Consider the following 15,814-nt stretch of genomic DNA (forward strand, 5'->3'; position numbering starts at 1 on the left):
CCCCTCAAAGCACAGAGAACTCAGCGTGACTGAACTCAAACCAAGTTTGCTGAAAATATCGGACAAGCTAAGCGTACGTTTTCAAAAGACGGGCAGCGGGCCTCCGTTGCTCCTCTTGCACACAATCCGCACGCAGCTCGAATATTTCAGGAGCCTTGCGCCGCTCCTTGCGACATCGCACACGGTGTATGCCCTTGACCTGCCGGGACATGGACACTCGCCAATCGATCCAAGCGCGGACTTCGACGAACCCTACTTTCGGCAGGCCGTCATTCGCTTCATCGAGGAGCTAAACCTTTCGAACGTCACGATTGTCGGCGAGTCGATCGGCGGGGCATTGGCCCTCACGGTGGCAGCCTCGCTTCCGCAGCGTGTGAAGCGGGTCTATGCGATCAACCCCTACGACTACGAAGCCCGCTACGGGGACGGTATTCGGCGCGGCAACTGGCTCGCGAACTTCATCATCGGAAGTTTGCAGATCCCGCTGCTCGGTGCGGTGAATGCGTCGCTCGAAAACAAGATGATCCTCGGCAAGATCATGGGCGGCGGATATCACGACCCGCGCAAACTGCCGGCCGATCTGCTTGCGGAGTTCGATGAAGTCGCCCGCCGCCCGGGATACAAGCGGATCGCGCGCAAGGTGCTGGCGGGATGGCGATCCTGGGGCAGGGCGCGCGATTACTACCGGCAGATCTCGGCGCCCGTGACCCTCATTTACGGCGATAGCGACTGGTCGCGGCCAGATGAGCGCGAACGCACGCGGTCGCTGATCCCTGCCGCCCAGATGATGACGCTGAAAAATACCGGCCATTTCTCAGCCGTCGAGAATCCGTCGGAGCTGGCTCGCGTGATACTGGCAACAGAATGACAGCAATGATCTAGCATAGGAGTGCGCAACGATGTTCAAGCGCGTTTGGCAAAGCTTGAATGAATGGGCCGAGGCCCTCGGCATGGATGATCCGCGCGGCGACTACATGTTCAGGCTGGAAAATCGTGTCGCAAAGCTTGAGCGCGAGGTCAAAGGTCTTCAGATCCAGTCTCGAACGACACCGATTGGATCACCTGATGACCATGTTCATCGATTGCAATCGTAAACGCTGACGCTGCCGAAAGGCGCCAATTTCCCGACCGTCAGCCAAGCCGACCTCGAAGGTCATCTCATCATGCGTCGCATCGTCGTTACGGGTCTGGGGATCGTGTCACCGCTGGGCTGCGGCAGTGAGCTGGTTTGGTCGCGGCTGCTCGCGGCGCGCTCAGGACTTGCGGCGCTCCCGGAATGGGCGGCTGTCCTTCCCGCACGAATCGCCGGAATCGTTCCGATGAAGGCCAACGACGCCGATGGAGGCTTCGATCCGGATATGGTCGTTCCTCCCAAAGATCAGCGGAGGATGGATCGCTTCATCCTGTTCGCTCTCGCCGCCGCATCCGAGGCCATTGCACAGGCAGCGTGGATCCCTTCGGACGCGCATGCCATGGAGCGCACGGCTACCGTGATCGCATCCGGCATCGGAGGCTTTCCAGCGATCGTCGAGGCGGTTCGCACCACCGACCAGCGCGGCGTGAGGCGCCTCTCGCCTTTCACCGTGCCGTCCTTCCTCGCAAATCTCGCGGCCGGCCACATCTCGATCCGCTACGGCTTCAAGGGGCCGATCGGTACACCGGTCACCGCCTGCGCTGCCAGCGTGCAAGCGATCGGCGATGCCGCACGTCTCATCCGAACCGGAGAAGCCGACGTTGCGACTTGCGGTGGCGCGGAAGCCTGCATCGACCTCGTGAGCCTTGGCGGGTTCGCCTCCGCCAGGGCGCTTTCGACCGGCTTCAACGACACGCCGGCGCGCGCGTCCCGCCCCTTCGATCGCGACCGCGACGGCTTCGTCATGGGCGAAGGCGCCGGTATCCTCGTCATTGAAGAGCTGGAGCATGCGATCCGCCGCGGCGCCAAACCGCTCGCCGAAATCGTCGGCTATGGCACGACGGCCGATGCCTACCACATCACGTCAGGACCGGAGGACGGTGACGGAGCGCGCCGTGCCATGGAAGCCGCGTTGCGGCAGGCCAGCCTCACGCCCGGTGACATCCAGCATCTCAACGCCCATTCCACCTCGACGCCGGTTGGCGACGTTTCGGAACTGGAAGCAATCAAGGCCGTGTTCGGCCGCGACGGAAAAATTGCCGTGAGCGCCACCAAATCGGCAACCGGTCATCTGCTCGGCGCAGCCGGCGGAGCCGAAGCGATCTTCACGATCCTCGCACTACGCGACCAGGTGGCGCCGCCAACTCTCAATCTCGACCATGTCGACACGGCGGCCGAAGGCGTCGACATCGTTGGCCGCGAGGCAAGGCGCATGCCCATGGAGCATGCGATTTCGAATGGATTCGGATTCGGAGGCGTCAACGCCAGCGTCATCTTTCGGCGTTGGCAATGAGCAGGTCCTGCCATGGTCGCATGCAGCGCGAACAGTGTGACCGTCGGTCTCCCTCGCAGAATCCATCCTCCGAACCCACAGCCAAAACCTACGGTTTGGGCGGCGACTAGGGGTACCATCGCGGACTAGCCGCAATAGCCTTCATCGCGTTGCTCGTTGTTTTTCTGTCGATTAGAGCAGTGGGACAGAGAGGAGAAGAGTTTAGTGGCGGAAGAACCTTCCTCCGAACTCACTGTGAAAACTACGGCCTTGAGCGATGAATCGCGCAGCATCGCGTAAATCTTCGCCAGATTCTCGGTGGATTCGAACAATTGGATACGGTGGAGAGCCGTAGCGTAGAAATGGCGGAGAGAGTGGGATTCGAACCCACGGTACGGTTTCCCGCACACACGCTTTCCAAGCGTGCGCCTTAAGCCACTCGGCCATCTCTCCGGGAGGCCTCTCTTGAAGGGCTGAGGCGGATTTTGCAAGGGAGCGCGGGGCCGGAGCGCGAAATTTCCCCAATGGATTGAAAATATTGGGTAAATTGGCGGCAAGGTCGGCGACGGCCACGCCGTTGCGCGCGATTCTGGCCGGTGGGTAGTCGGTGACCGGCGCAAATCAAGCAATGCAGCCGATCCATTGCCTTCGTCATGGTGCGATCGGCACCCGACCCTCCCTGGGCCATCTGCTTCGGAAGAGGGCGGAATGAAGGGCAAGACTCGAACAAATCATGCGGCGGGAACGCGGATGCGCGACCCGCGGGCCGCTCCGCATTCTCGCTGTCGTCCCGGCCTAGAGCCGGGACGACAGGAAACGGGATGGGCGACATAACGTGCCGATCCCGCAAGCTTGATGTCTGGTCAGTGATATCGCGCGGCAAAATCCGCCGTGCGGCGCGGCCACAGGGTTGGAGGCTCCGGCAGCGCCGCGTTTGCCGCACTGTGCGTATCCTGCAGCGCCTCGGTGAAGTCGGCAAACCATTGCTGGATGGTGCCGCTGTTGAGCTTCTCCATCATTGCTTCCCAGCGCATCCGACGCTCGGTCAGCGGCATCGCGAGCGCCGTCGCCAGCGCGCGCGCCATGCCGTCGATGTCGTGCGGATTGACCACGAGCGCGGCGTCGAGCTCGTTCGCCGCACCGGCGAATTTCGACAGCACTAGGACGCCAGGGTCGGCCGGATTTTGCGCGGCGACATATTCCTTGGCGACGAGGTTCATGCCGTCCTGCAGCGGCGTCACGACGCCGACCTGCGCGGTGCGGTAGAGGCCTGCGAGCACGCCCTGGCCAAAGCCCTTGTTGAGATAGCGGATCGGGGTCCAGTCCACCTCGCCATGCACGCCGTTGACGTCGGTGACGAGCTTGGCGACCTCGCTCGCGAGATTGCCGTAGGCCTCGATCGCGCCGCGCGAGGGCGTTGCGATCTGCAACAGCGACACCGAACGCTTCAGGTTCGGATACAGCGACCACATCCGGTCGAACGCCTTGATGCGGTTGACGAGGCCCTTGGAATAGTCGAGCCGGTCGACGCCGATCGCGAGCTTCTCGCCGTTGAGGCTGCGCCGCAGCCGCGTCACGTCGGGATGCGTCATCGCCTTGGTCGCCTGCTGCGCGAACTTCCCGGGATCGATGCCGATCGGGAACACCGCGGCGCGGGTGCGGCCGAACGGCGAATTGATTGCGCCGTCGCGCACCTCGAACCCGAGATCGTTCCGCACGTAGCTCAGGAAGTTCTCGCAGTCCTCATCGGTCTGGAAACCGATCAGGTCATAGGACAGCATCGCCTCGATCAGCTCGCGATGATTGGGCACGCCTGCGATCACCGCGCGCGCCGGCCACGGCGTGTGCAGGAAGAAGCCGATCGGCTGCGTCACGCCGAGATCGCGCAGCTCGGCGCCGAGCGCGAGGAAGTGGTAATCCTGGATCCAGAACACGGAATCAGGCTTGCGGAACCGCAGCAGCGCGCGCGCCATGAACGCGTTCACCTCGCGGTAGCTCGCATAGTCCGCATGCGACGCACGAATCAGATCGGCGCGCGAATGCATCGCCGGCCACAGCGCCGAATTGGCAAAGCCTTCGTAGTAGCCGCCATAGTGCGCGGCCGGCAGATCGAGCATCGCCAGCGCGCCCGCACCGAGAGCTTCGACTTCCGCAAAAGGTTCCTTCAGGTTCCCGTCGCGGACGCGTCCGCTGGAACCAACCCATATTGCCCCTGTCTTTTCCACCACCGGCAACAATGCCGCAGCCAGCCCCCCCGTCATGGGTTCATTGGGTTTTCCGCGCGAGACGCGGTTCGATACGACGACGAGGTTCACCAGGTCCCCTCCTGTTGGTCAACTCGCGTATTAACAACCATTCATCAAGATGGTTCCTGATCAAGGAATCTCCCAAATGAAACCAAATTCTGACGAAACGCGAAGGAACTCGCGGGAACTCGCGAAAAGAAAATTGCACGCGAGGTCGCTCGCGCGACGCAAAAGCACCGCATTCGAATCGGTTGCGATGAATGTGGTTCGGTTAGGACAGACTCACGTCCCTATCAACGTCGAGCAGACGCGCGAGGAATTCACGCACATCGCCCGGCCCGCCGAAATGTCCGGCGACGCCGGTCGCGTGGCGGCCGACGGAGAAGGCGAGACCGCCGAAATCGGGCATGATCGCAAACACAGTCTCGTCGGTGACGTCGTCGCCGATGAAGAACGGGCGGCGCCCCTTGAACGGCTCATGCGTCATCAGCTCGAGCACGCCGGTCGCCTTGGTGAAGCCGGATTGCTTGATCTCGCAGACGCTCTTGCCCGGTAGCACCTCGATCGGCGCATTCGGCAGCTCGGCGCGGATCAGCGACACCGCTTCATAGATCGCCTTCTCGGCCTGCGGCGCCAGCCGGTAATGCAGCGCCAGCGAATAGCCCTTGTCCTCAAGCAGAATGCCGGGGCTGAGCTTGGCGATCGCGGCAAGGCGGCGCTTCAATTCCTTGTCGAGCGGCGGCGCATGCGCAGCAACCGCCTCGCTGTCCGGCTGCAGCCGCATTTCCGCGCCATGGCCGCCGATCGCGGGAAACACCTCGGGCGCGAAGATCAGGTCGATGTCGTTGAGCGAGCGGCCAGAGACCAGCGCCAGCGCACCGCCCGTGCGCTCGTGCAGTTGCTTCAGCGTCGTCGACAGTTCCGGCGGCACCCAGACCTCGCGCGGCGTCGGCGCGAAATCGAGCAAGGTGCCGTCGATATCGAGCAGCACCGCGGTCTGCGCCAGCGGCGGAATCAGCGACGCCGGCGCGTCGGAGGTCATGTCATCATCCAGCGGCATTTCGGCCAATCCATGCTTCATCTTTATTCTACTCCACAGATGCCAACGGTCGCGCGACAGATTCGAGCGATTTTCGCTCGGCCGCGACGGCATAGCGCCATGCGACCAACGCGGCGACGATCATGAGTGCCGACCCCAGGAGGTAGCCGGCGAAGACGCTGTTGCGCGATCCGGTGTCGATCAGCACGCCGAACAGCGCCGGTCCGATCACGCCGCCGATGCCGGTGCCGATCGCATAGAAGGCGGCGATCGCGAGCGCGCGGACCTCCAGCGGAAACGTCTCGCTGACCGTGAGATAGGCGGCGCTTGCGGCCGGCGAAGCGAAGAAGAAGATCACCATCCAGGCGATGGTCTGGGTCTGCGCCGTGAACACGCCGATCGAGAACAGATAGCCGGACAACGCCAGCAGCACGCCCGACACGCCATAGGTCAGCGTGATCATGGTGCGGCGGCCAAGCGTGTCGAACAGACGGCCGAGCAGCAGCGGCCCGAGGAAATTGCCGGCGGCGAACGGCAGGATGTACCAGCCGACATTGCTGGCGGCGATGCCGAAGAAATCGGTCAGGATCAGCGCGAAGGTGAAGAAGATCGCATTGTAGAAGAACGCCTGCGCGGCCATCAGCGTCAACCCGACCAGCGAGCGCTGCCGGTAGGTGGAGAACAGCGTCACCGCGACCTCGCGCAGCGGCGTGTGATCGCGCATCCGCAGCTTGATCTTCTCGAAGTCGTCGCTCGGTTGTTCGTGACCGAGCACGGAGGTCTCGATATCGGCGACGATCTTGTGGGCCTGCTCGGGGCGCCCATGGATCATCAGCCAGCGCGGGCTTTCCGGAATCCACATCCGCATGAACAGCACGACAAGGCCGAGCAACGCGCCGGTGAAATAGGCGATCCGCCAGCCATGGTCCGGCGCAAGGAAGGCAGGATCGAGCAGGACGATCGCGCTCAGCGCGCCGATCGCAGCACCGATCCAGAAACTGCCGTTGATGACGAGATCGGTCCACCCGCGATAGCGCGCCGGCACCAGTTCCTGGATGGTCGAATTGATCGCGGTGTATTCGCCGCCAATGCCGGCGCCGGTGAGGAAGCGAAACAGCGCGTAGCTCGCGACGTTCCACGACAACGCGGTCGCGGCGGTCGCGGAGAGATACACGGCGAGCGTGATGAAGAACAGCTTCTTGCGCCCGATCCGGTCGGTGAGCCAGCCGAAGCCGAGCGCGCCGAGCACGGCGCCGGCGAGATAGGCGCTGCTGGCAAGCCCGACATCGGCGTTGGAGAAGCTCATGGCCGGGCTGTCCTTCAGCGCGCCCGACAACGCGCCCGCGAGCGTCACTTCGAGCCCGTCGAGGATCCAGGTGATGCCGAGCGCGAGCACGACACGGGTGTGAAAGCCGCTCCAGCGCAGATTGTCGAGCCGAACCGGAATCGACGTCTCGATGATGCGGTCGTCGCTCGGGGCGGCCTGCGCCGCGGCCTCGTGCGTCGTCGCAGAGCTCACCTGTGTCCGCTGCAGTGTCATCAGATTGGACCAATGAGAAAATCCCCGGAACGGTGCGTTCCAAGGTTCTCGCTCCCAGGATTGCGGCAAACGGAGTGCCCGCCACACCATATTAACTCCGCAGGCCGGCAACGGTTCCCGCAATGCGGCACAGGAACCGGGATCGTGGCGAACCGTTCTCGGCTCGAAAGCCACGGAGGCATCGATGGCCGCAGGCAAGAAAGCGACGCGCAAGACGACAAGAAAGTCAGCGAAAAAATCGTCGGCACGCGCCGCAAGCACGGCGCGTCGCAAGCGTGGTGCAGGGACAACAACGCCGAAGCGCTGGTCGCAGCGGGTGACAAAGGAGAGCGACGCGCTCGACCTCAAGCACGGCGTGTTCAAGCAGACCAGCGCGAGGAAGATCGCATTATCGCTGAAGCAATCCGCCGAGCACAGCAAGCGCCGCAAGAGCGGCGCCTATCGTTCGGCGCTCTCGATGCTGACGTTCTATATCAATCGCGCCGGCAAGACGCTGCCGAAGACCGAACGGTCACGGCTGGAGCGCGCCAAGCTCGAGTTGAAGCATCAGTTCGGTCGGGATTAACCCCCCGGCGTCTCGTCAACTAACGGTGTCGTCCCGGCGCAGGCCGGGACCCATACGCCGCGGCCATCGGAAGGAGCAAGCGGCGAGTTATCCTTACGCCAACAAACAGCGGTGGTTATGGGTCCCGGCCTGCGCCGGGACGACGGAGATTACGCGGCGAACTTACGCTGCGCGGATGTTCGCCATGAAGCGGTCGAGCTCCTCGCGCAGCCGCGAGCTCTCGACCGACAGTGAGCGGGCCGAATTCAGCACCTCTTCGGAGGCGGCTCCGGTCTCAGTCGCACCGCGATTGACCTGGGTGACGCTGGAGGCGGCTTCCTGGGTGCCTTGCGCGACGTTCTGCACGCTGCGCGCGATCTCCTGCGTTGCCGCGCTCTGCTGCTCGACCGAGCTTGCGATGTTGGTCGCTATACCGGAGATCTGGCCGATCGTGCCGCCGATCTCCTTGATCGCGGCGACCGATTCCTGGGTCGCGGCCTGCATGCCCGAGATGTGGGTGGAGATCTCGTCGGTGGCTCTCGCCGTCTGGCTCGCCAGCGACTTCACCTCGGCGGCAACCACCGCGAAGCCGCGGCCGGCATCGCCGGCACGCGCGGCCTCGATGGTGGCGTTCAGCGCCAGGAGATTGGTCTGCTCGGCAATCGCCGTGATCAGCTTGACGACGTCGCCGATCTCCTGCGCGGCGCGCGAGAGCTTGCCGATCCGCGCGTCGGTCTGCTCGGCCTGGCGCACGGCAGAATCGGCGATCTGGCTGGATTCCTTGGCACGGCGGCCGATCTCGTCGACGGACGCGGACAATTCCTCGGTCGCAGAGGCGACCGACTGCATGTTGCTGGAAGCCTCCTCGGAGGCGCCGGCCACCTGGCTCGACAGGTTCTGCGTGGTCTCCGCAGTCCGGGTCAGCGTGCCGGCCGCGGATTCGAGCTGCACGGCGGACGCCGACACGTTGGAGACGATCGAGCCGACGGCGGATTCGAATTCGTCGGCAAAACGGATGAGTTCTGCGCGCCGCGCGGTCGCGCTCGCCTTGTTCTGCGCTTCCTGGGTCGCGGCGTCGCGCTCGGCCTTGGCGACCGCCTGGACCTTGAATTCTTCCACCGCGCCGGCCATTTCGCCAAGTTCGTCGCGACGGCCGAGACCCGGCAGCACGACGTCGAAATTGCCCGCCGCGAGCTCGCGCATCGCCGCGCACATCGCAGCGATCGGCCGCGAGATGCCCTTGCCGAGCAGGAACGCCCACACCAATCCGAGCACGAAGCTGCCGGCGGCGAGCATCAGGATCAGCTGCTCGGTCTCACCGATCATCGTGTGCGTTTCATCTTCAAGCCGCTTCTGGTCGGCGAGCAGATCGGACTTCATGGCCGCCGCGCCCTGGCTGATCGCAGCCGCGGATTCCGTCATCTCAACGGTCAATTCGTCGATCGATTTCGCATTCTCGATCAGCTTGGCAAGCGCTGCGCGGTATTCGGACAGCAGCGCATTGATGTCCTTCACCCCTTGCGTGATCCGATCGTTCTTCGACGTGATCGCCTTAAGCAGATTCTCGGTGAATTTGAGCCGGGCCAGCGCGCTGGCGGCGACCGTCTTGTCGCCATTGACGACGAAGGTGGTGACGGCCCCGGTGATCGACTGGAGCTGGTCCGCCAGCTTCTTGGCGCCGAACTGGATTGCCTCCAGCTCGGTGTCATCGGCGTTGCTCGGCAGATCGTCCAGCTTGTAGCGCATCGAGGTTGCACTGCGGACGAGCTGGTTCTGCGCGGTCTGGGCGCTGTCGTTCTTGAGCCTGACGATCTCGGCAAAGATCTTGGTGAAGGCGCGGAATTCGCGCTCGAGCTTGGTGACCTGATTAAGCCGGGCCGGGTTGGTGGTGCCCTTCATCGACGCCGTGATGGCGTCCTTCAGGCTGGCCTCGGCGGCGAGCGCCGCCTTGGCGTCCTCCTCCTTGCCGGTCGCAACGAAGTAGCGCGCCAGCGAACGGTAGGAGATCAGTTCGCGATCGATGTTGCGGGCGAGATCGGCTTCCGCGACGCTCTGCCGATAGGAGCCGACGCCGGCGGAGACCCGCTCGAAGCCCATATAGGCAAAGCCCATGGTGGCTGCCGACAACGCCAGCGTGACGGCAAAGCCGAGCATGATCTTGGCGCGAAATCGGAGGGTTGGGAACCTGATCGACAGCGATCGCTTCAGTCCCGGCATTCCAACCCCCGTCTTCATTCTGAAAACCACACGGGGTCCGGCAGCCACGCGCCCCAGACCCCGGAGGGCAAAACTAAGGCAGAATCGATAAGGCCCGGTAAATGGGCAGCGACCTCTCGGCTGGCCGCGGTACTACCTTGGTCGAGCCGGGAGGGTGGGCAAGGTGATTGACGCGCGGGTCCGACCCGATACTTTAGAACCGATCAAACCTGTCCCTGCCCGGGCCGGGAGAACACATCGGGAGGTGTCCCATGTCATCGCGTCGAGCGGCGCCGTTGGCGCTCGCGGCGAGCGTCGCTGCCGGCGGAGCCGGCCGGCTTATGACATTCCCCCTCACGACCTAGAATATAAAGACAGGCCGGACCGCGAAGCATCGCGATGTGGCCCGGACGCCCTTACGGCCTGCGCGGGTTCAACCGGCCGCGCCCAGAAAAGCAAAAAATTCTGGTCAGGGAGAACGCCTTTGGCGAAGGAGAACGGCAGCGCCACCGACAGCATTGTCGTGGTGCAGGCAAAGACCGGCGGGCCGCGGGAAGCCGCCGACGAGATCGCGCGCCAATTGGCGGCCGCGAAGCTTGCCATGCTCGTGGTGTTCGTGTCGCCGTTCTATGACCCGCAAGACTTCATTGCCGAGCTGTCCCGCCGGATGCCAGACGCCCCGATCTTCGGCTGTACGACGGCCGGCGAACTCTCGCCCCGCGGCTGGGACGAGGACAGTGTGGTCGCAATGGGCTTCAACGCGGCCGATTTCGTCATCGCGGCCAGGCCGCTGTTCGAGCTCTCGACCTTTCGGGTCGACCATGGCCGCTCGATCTGCACCGAGCTGCAGAATGAATTCGCGCAACGCACCGAGCATTGCGATCACACCGAGGATTCCTTCGGGCTGCTCTTCATCGACGGCATGTGCCAGCGTGAGGAGACCATCATGTCGGCGATCTACGCCTCGCTCGGCGACATCCCGGTGGTCGGCGGCTCCGCCGGCGACGGATTGCGCTTCGAGAAGTCCTGGGTCTTCCATGGCGGCGAGGCCTTTACCGACGCTGCCGTCCTGATCCTGATCCGGACCCGGCTGCCATTCCGCACCTTCAAGTGCGACCACTTCGAGCCGACCTCGACCAAGATGGTGGTGACCGAGGCCGACACCGAGCACCGCATCGTCAAGGAATTGAATGCCGAGCCGGCGGCGCTGGAATATTCTCGCGCCGTGGGCCTCAGCGACAGCAAGCTCGAACTGTTCTCCTTCGCCGCGCATCCGGTGCTGGTCCGGGTCGGTGGCGCCTACTACGCGCGGTCGATACAGCGCACCAATCCGGATGGATCGCTGCAATTCTTCTGCGCCATCGACGAGGGCATGGTGCTGACGGTGGCACGCGAGCGCGATCCGATCGACGTGACCAGCCGCCTGCTCAAGGAGCTGACCGAGGATCTCGGCGAGGTCTCGATGTTCATCGGCTTCGAATGCGTGCTGCGCCGGCTCGATGTCGAACAGCGCCAGCTGTCGCGGGAGATGTCGGAGCTCTACCGCCGCAACAAAGTGATTGGCTTTCAGACCTATGGCGAGCAGTATCGCTCCATGCATGTCAACCAGACGCTGACCGGCATCGCCATCGGCAAGCGGGCGATCGCGCCGTAATGACCGACAGCAAGACCACGCGCACTGCGGCCCTCGAACGCGAAGCCGAGAAGCTGCGCAAGATCAACGCGGCGCTGATGTCGCGCGTCGAACGGTCGACCGACCAGCAGCTCAATGCCTTTTCGCTGTTCGAGACCGCCATTGCGCTGGACCAGCAGGTGCGCGACCGCACCCAGCAGCTCAAGCAGGCGCTGCAATCGCTGGAAAAGACCAATGGACGCCTGCTGCAGGCCAAGCAGCAGGCCGAGGCGGCCAGCTCGCTGAAATCATCGGTGCTGGTGTCGGTGACCCATGACCTGCTGCAGCCGCTGAATGCGGCCCGGCTGACGCTGTCCGCGCTCGCCGAAATGGCCAGTGAGCCCAAGAGCGTCGCGCTGACCGACCAGATCGACCGCTCGCTGGCGACGCTGGAAGACATGCTGCGGACACTGCTCGACATCTCGAAGCTCGATGCCGGCGTGCTCCGGCCCGAATTCGGTCCGGTCGCGATCGCCGCGCTGTTCGAGGCGCTGGAGCAGGAATTTGTCGCGACCGCCGCCAAGCGCAATCTCGGTTTCCGGATCATGCCGTCGTCGGCGGTGGTGCGCTCCGATCCGCTGATGTTGCGCCGGATTCTGCAGAACCTTGTCGCCAACGCGCTGCGTTACACCCAGCGCGGCACCGTGCTGATGGGATGCCGGGCCAAGGGCGACGACATCTGCATCGAGGTGCACGACACCGGGCCGGGCATCCCGGAAGCCCAGCGCGAGGCGATCTTCGTCGAATTCCAGCGCGGCGAGACCAGTGCCGGCGACAAGGCCGGCATCGGGCTCGGCCTTTCGATCGTGCGCCGGTTCGCCGACCTGCTCGGGCACAACATCAGGCTGAGTTCGCGCGCCGGCAAGGGCTCGGTGTTCTCGGTCACCGTGCCCCGCACCCTCGATCCGGTTGCGCTTCCGGTGCGCGAACAGGCCAGCGTCGACTATCGCTATGGCGGCATGGAGGGCGCCAAGATCCTGCTGATCGAGAACGATTTGTCGAGCGCCGAGGGCCTCGCCCATCTGCTGGAGAAATGGGGCTGCGATGTCGCGGTGACGATCTCCAAGACCGAGGCGCTCGAGCGCATCCATGCGCTGGATGGCATTCCCGACGCCATCATCGCCGACCTGCATCTCGACAATGGCGAGACCGGCATCCAGGCCGTCGACGTGATCCGCGGCGAGATCAACGCCAAGGTTCCGGCGATCATCGTCACCGCCGACTACTCGGCCAAGGCCGCGTCCGACGTCTCGGCCTTCGGCCACGAACTCCTGAAGAAGCCGATCAAGCCCGCCGAGATGCGCTCGCTGCTGTCGTTCCTGCTGGCGGCGGAGCAGTCCGGCGCGCGGCTATGATTCAGCGTTGTGCGACGAGGCCGTCACCGGCGCATGGTCCTGCTTGCCGAAATCGAGCTTCGATAGCGCGATGATCGCCTCGGTCCGGCTGCGCACGCCGAGCTTGCGCAGGATCTCCGAGACATGCACCTTCACGGTGGTGACGGAGATATCGAGTTCATAGGCGATGTGCTTGTTCTGCAAACCGCGGCAGATCATGTCGAGCACGCGAAGCTGCTGCGCGGTGAACAGGCCGAGCTGCTGCACCAGCTCCCGTGTCTCGGCCTGGGCCTTCCGCGCGGCGGCGGTATCGCGGAAGCGCGTCGGCAGGCAGACCTCGCCTTCGAGGATGCCGCGCAGCAGGCGCGCCAGCTCGAGCTTCGGCGTCGACTTCGGGATGTAGCCGGAAATGCCGAGCGAGATCGCGCCGCCGACGATCCGGGAATCGTCATGCGCCGACACGATCACCAGAGCGCTGCGCGGCGCGGCGGCGCGCACCCGGTAGGCGCCGAGCAGGCCCGTGGTCCCCGGCATCGACAGATCGAGCAGGATCAGATCGAGGCCGTCGCGCGCGGCGATCACATCCAGCGCGCCGTCGATCGAGGTCGCCTGCAGCACCTCGGCATCGGGAAACTCGACCGCGATCACGCCGATCAAGGCGGCGCGAAACAGCGGGTGATCCTCGACGATCAGCAGTCGAGGCGCACTCGCCTTGCCGGGCGGCGGCTCGTTCGCCAGGGACGCCGTCGTGGGCGCGGTCGTGGTCAATGCTGCGCCGTCCTCCCTCGGATCGCTGATGCCAGCCATGATGCTCACGACGTTATCTCAAAGCCGACCGGCAGCCTATAGGCAGAACCTTCATGCGTGTGCCTCGCGGTGCAGCACGCCTAGGGCGCCTTCTCCGCCTTCGTACCCGCGCTGGTTTCAAGGACCGGCAACGGAATCTTGCCGAGCTCGATAATCGCCTTGTTGCGGCTGAACAGCTTCAGCTTGCGCAGGATCTCGGTGACATGCGCCTTCACCGTGGATTCCGCGAGCTTGAGCTCGGACGCGATCTCGCGGTTCTGCAGGCCGCGGATGATCAGATGCAGCACGCGAATCTGCTGCGGCGTCAGCTTCTGGATCCGCTCGCGCAGCGTCCGCGCCGTCTCGGATTGATCCAGCGCGCCGACCGCGACGAAATCGCGCGGCGCCGAGACCGACCCGCTCAGCACACGCGCGATCGCCTGCGACAGTTCGCCGAGCGAGGTCGACTTCGGCAGATAGCCGACCGCACCCATTTCCAGCGCCTCGCGAATGGTGTGCTTGTCCTCTTCGCTCGAGACGATGGCGATCGGCAGCCGCGGATAGCGGTCCCTGAGCTTCTGGAAGCCGGAGAAGCCGACCACGTCGGGCAGCAGCAGATCGAGCAGCGCGAGATCGATGTTCGGCTCGCTGGCGAGGATGCCGAGCGCGCCCTTGATCGAGGTGGCCTCATAGATCCGGGCATCGGGATGCGAGATGCGGATGGCGTTGCCAAGCGCCTCCCCGAACAGGGGATGATCGTCGATGATCAGGAACCCCATCATGAGGACCCTCGTACTGCCATTTGCCGATATCCGCGGCTAGTTCGACCCGCCGGTGTCCTGCACGCTCTGCAGATAGGCATATACGTTTCTGAGCTCGTCGTCGCTGAAGACATCCTTCCAGGCCGGCATGCCTTTGGCGGGCCGCCCGTCATGGACCGTCTTCCAGAATGTCGATTCCATGTCGTCAGCATAGCGCTTCTTGAGCAGCCTGAGGTCGATCTTTCGCTCGGCCTGCACCGCGTCCGGGCCGTGGCAATGGGCGCAGGTGCCGTTGAAGACCTCCCGACCCGCCTTTGCATCCCCTTTGGCATCCCCGGTCGCAGCAACTGCGGTCTGAACCGGTTTCTCGGCCGCGGCCGCCTGCCCGACCGTGACCGGCTCGCTCGCGCCGACAGACGACGTCATCGCCGGGACCGCCTGGCCGAACTTGACCGGGGCGCCGTTCGGCACACCATATTTGGCAAACAGGGCGGCAATGTCCGGCTGCAGCGACGGCAGCACGCCGTCGACCTCATCGCGCAGCGCGCCGGACGCCTTGGCGAAGCCGATCGCGGTCGCCCAGAGCAGGCCGTCACCCTCGGTCGAGACGATCTGATACTTGTCGCCATAGCTGGTCTTGTTCAGCCAGCCCGCCACCGGCGCCCAGATAAAGGCGATGTCGACCTTGCCCTGGTCAAGGGCCGCCATGCCCTCCTCCGGACTGAGCACGGTGACCTTCTGGATATCGTCGCGCGATGCGAGCAGGTTCTGCGGCGTCGACTGATACTGCACCGCAACCCGCAATCCCCTGTCTGAGGTCGTCGATGCCGGCGAGCTTGCGATCCTTCGCGCGATCCTTGGCGCCGACCAGCGCGTAACCCTCATGGGCGATCGGCTTCGAGAAGATCACCGCCGGCCCCATGAAATCGTCGATCAAGGGCAGGCCGACCATGGCGTCGCACTGCTTGCTGAGCAGCGTCTCGCGCACGGTGCGCTTGCCGAAATAGGACTTGTACCAGCTATAGCTCACCGTGCGGCCGAGCTTTTGCGCCACCGCCTGGCCGATCTCGAGATAGAGGCCGGGCTTGCCCGGCTCGTCGCTCGAGAACGGCAGGTTGGTCGGATCGGCGCAGAGCCGCAGCGGCGGTTTTGCTTCGTCCGCGCCGGCCGAGACGGCCGGCGCGAGCAGCGTGGCGGAGAGCAGCACGGTCCGGATCGCCTTTCCCAACTGCACGCGGTGCGCACAGAAAGGCACTTCATTCGACTTGGTGCGGGACACGGCCAATGCTGC

The 15,814-nt window shown here is 64.3% G+C and carries 14 protein-coding genes and 1 tRNA gene; 6 read left to right on the forward strand and 9 right to left on the reverse strand.

Annotation, left to right across the window (positions count from 1 at the left end):
• Positions 1-25: 25 nt before the first annotated feature.
• The 3 genes from ACVILL_RS11155 (at position 26) to fabF (ending at position 2,426) form a co-directional block, all read left to right on the forward strand.
• On the forward strand, positions 26-868 hold the full coding sequence (locus tag ACVILL_RS11155; protein ID WP_456729084.1) for an alpha/beta fold hydrolase: 843 nt from the start codon (positions 26-28) through the stop codon (positions 866-868).
• A gap of 31 nt (positions 869-899) precedes the next feature.
• The gene (locus ACVILL_RS11160; RefSeq protein ID WP_456729085.1) at positions 900-1,094 is read left to right on the forward strand and encodes a hypothetical protein; all 195 of its coding nucleotides are present in this window, start codon (positions 900-902) and stop codon (positions 1,092-1,094) included.
• Positions 1,095-1,163: 69 nt separating this feature from the next.
• The gene (gene fabF, locus ACVILL_RS11165; protein WP_456729086.1) at positions 1,164-2,426 is read left to right on the forward strand and encodes a beta-ketoacyl-ACP synthase II; all 1,263 of its coding nucleotides are present in this window, start codon (positions 1,164-1,166) and stop codon (positions 2,424-2,426) included.
• A gap of 342 nt (positions 2,427-2,768) precedes the next feature.
• Here fabF and ACVILL_RS11170 read toward each other — a convergent pair.
• The 4 genes from ACVILL_RS11170 to ACVILL_RS11185 all read right to left on the reverse strand — a co-directional run bounded on the left by ACVILL_RS11170 (position 2,769) and on the right by ACVILL_RS11185 (position 7,230).
• Positions 2,769-2,858: transfer RNA gene (locus ACVILL_RS11170), tRNA-Ser, on the reverse strand.
• A 410-nt stretch (positions 2,859-3,268) separates the two neighbouring features.
• Positions 3,269-4,720, reverse strand: coding sequence for a trehalose-6-phosphate synthase (locus ACVILL_RS11175; RefSeq protein ID WP_456729087.1), 1,452 nt, complete (start codon positions 4,718-4,720; stop codon positions 3,269-3,271).
• 202 nt (positions 4,721-4,922) lie between these two features.
• Positions 4,923-5,732 carry a trehalose-phosphatase gene (gene otsB, locus ACVILL_RS11180; RefSeq protein WP_456729088.1) on the reverse strand — a complete coding sequence of 270 codons (810 nt, stop codon included), beginning with the start codon at positions 5,730-5,732 and terminating at the stop codon, positions 4,923-4,925.
• Between the two features lie 7 nt (positions 5,733-5,739).
• Positions 5,740-7,230 (reverse strand): MFS transporter, encoded by a 1,491-nt coding sequence (locus tag ACVILL_RS11185; protein ID WP_456729089.1) that lies wholly within the window; start codon positions 7,228-7,230, stop codon positions 5,740-5,742.
• A gap of 184 nt (positions 7,231-7,414) precedes the next feature.
• Between ACVILL_RS11185 and ACVILL_RS11190 the strand changes: the two genes are divergently transcribed.
• Positions 7,415-7,795, forward strand: coding sequence for a DUF3175 domain-containing protein (locus ACVILL_RS11190; RefSeq protein WP_456729090.1), 381 nt, complete (start codon positions 7,415-7,417; stop codon positions 7,793-7,795).
• A gap of 162 nt (positions 7,796-7,957) precedes the next feature.
• On the opposite strand, the gene ACVILL_RS11195 is transcribed toward ACVILL_RS11190, so the two are convergent.
• Positions 7,958-9,991, reverse strand: coding sequence for a methyl-accepting chemotaxis protein (locus tag ACVILL_RS11195; RefSeq protein ID WP_456729091.1), 2,034 nt, complete (start codon positions 9,989-9,991; stop codon positions 7,958-7,960).
• Between the two features lie 463 nt (positions 9,992-10,454).
• On the opposite strand from ACVILL_RS11195, the gene ACVILL_RS11200 reads away from it, so the two are divergent.
• Both ACVILL_RS11200 and ACVILL_RS11205 read left to right on the forward strand, forming a co-directional pair.
• Positions 10,455-11,624 carry an FIST N-terminal domain-containing protein gene (locus tag ACVILL_RS11200; RefSeq protein ID WP_456729092.1) on the forward strand — a complete coding sequence of 390 codons (1,170 nt, stop codon included), beginning with the start codon at positions 10,455-10,457 and terminating at the stop codon, positions 11,622-11,624.
• The gene (locus ACVILL_RS11205; RefSeq protein WP_456729093.1) at positions 11,624-12,997 is read left to right on the forward strand and encodes an ATP-binding response regulator; all 1,374 of its coding nucleotides are present in this window, start codon (positions 11,624-11,626) and stop codon (positions 12,995-12,997) included. Before ACVILL_RS11200 ends, ACVILL_RS11205 begins: the two co-directional genes overlap by 1 nt.
• Here the strand turns inward: ACVILL_RS11205 and ACVILL_RS11210 are convergent.
• The 4 genes from ACVILL_RS11210 to ACVILL_RS11225 form a co-directional block, all read right to left on the reverse strand.
• The gene (locus ACVILL_RS11210) at positions 12,992-13,783 is read right to left on the reverse strand and encodes a LuxR C-terminal-related transcriptional regulator (RefSeq protein ID WP_456734243.1); all 792 of its coding nucleotides are present in this window, start codon (positions 13,781-13,783) and stop codon (positions 12,992-12,994) included. The two genes, ACVILL_RS11205 and ACVILL_RS11210, sit on opposite strands and share 6 nt — an antisense overlap.
• 80 nt (positions 13,784-13,863) lie before the next feature.
• Positions 13,864-14,544 carry a response regulator gene (locus ACVILL_RS11215; protein ID WP_456729094.1) on the reverse strand — a complete coding sequence of 227 codons (681 nt, stop codon included), beginning with the start codon at positions 14,542-14,544 and terminating at the stop codon, positions 13,864-13,866.
• 36 nt (positions 14,545-14,580) lie between these two features.
• Entirely contained in the window at positions 14,581-15,315 is a 735-nt protein-coding gene (locus tag ACVILL_RS11220) for a c-type cytochrome (RefSeq protein ID WP_456729095.1), read from the reverse strand.
• A complete protein-coding gene (locus ACVILL_RS11225) occupies positions 15,218-15,808 on the reverse strand; it encodes a hypothetical protein (protein ID WP_456729096.1) in 591 nt (196 codons plus the stop codon). The genes ACVILL_RS11220 and ACVILL_RS11225 overlap by 98 nt, the downstream gene beginning before the upstream one ends.
• Positions 15,809-15,814: the final 6 nt, after the last annotated feature.

Source organism: Bradyrhizobium sp. USDA 3364, from assembly GCF_054056355.1.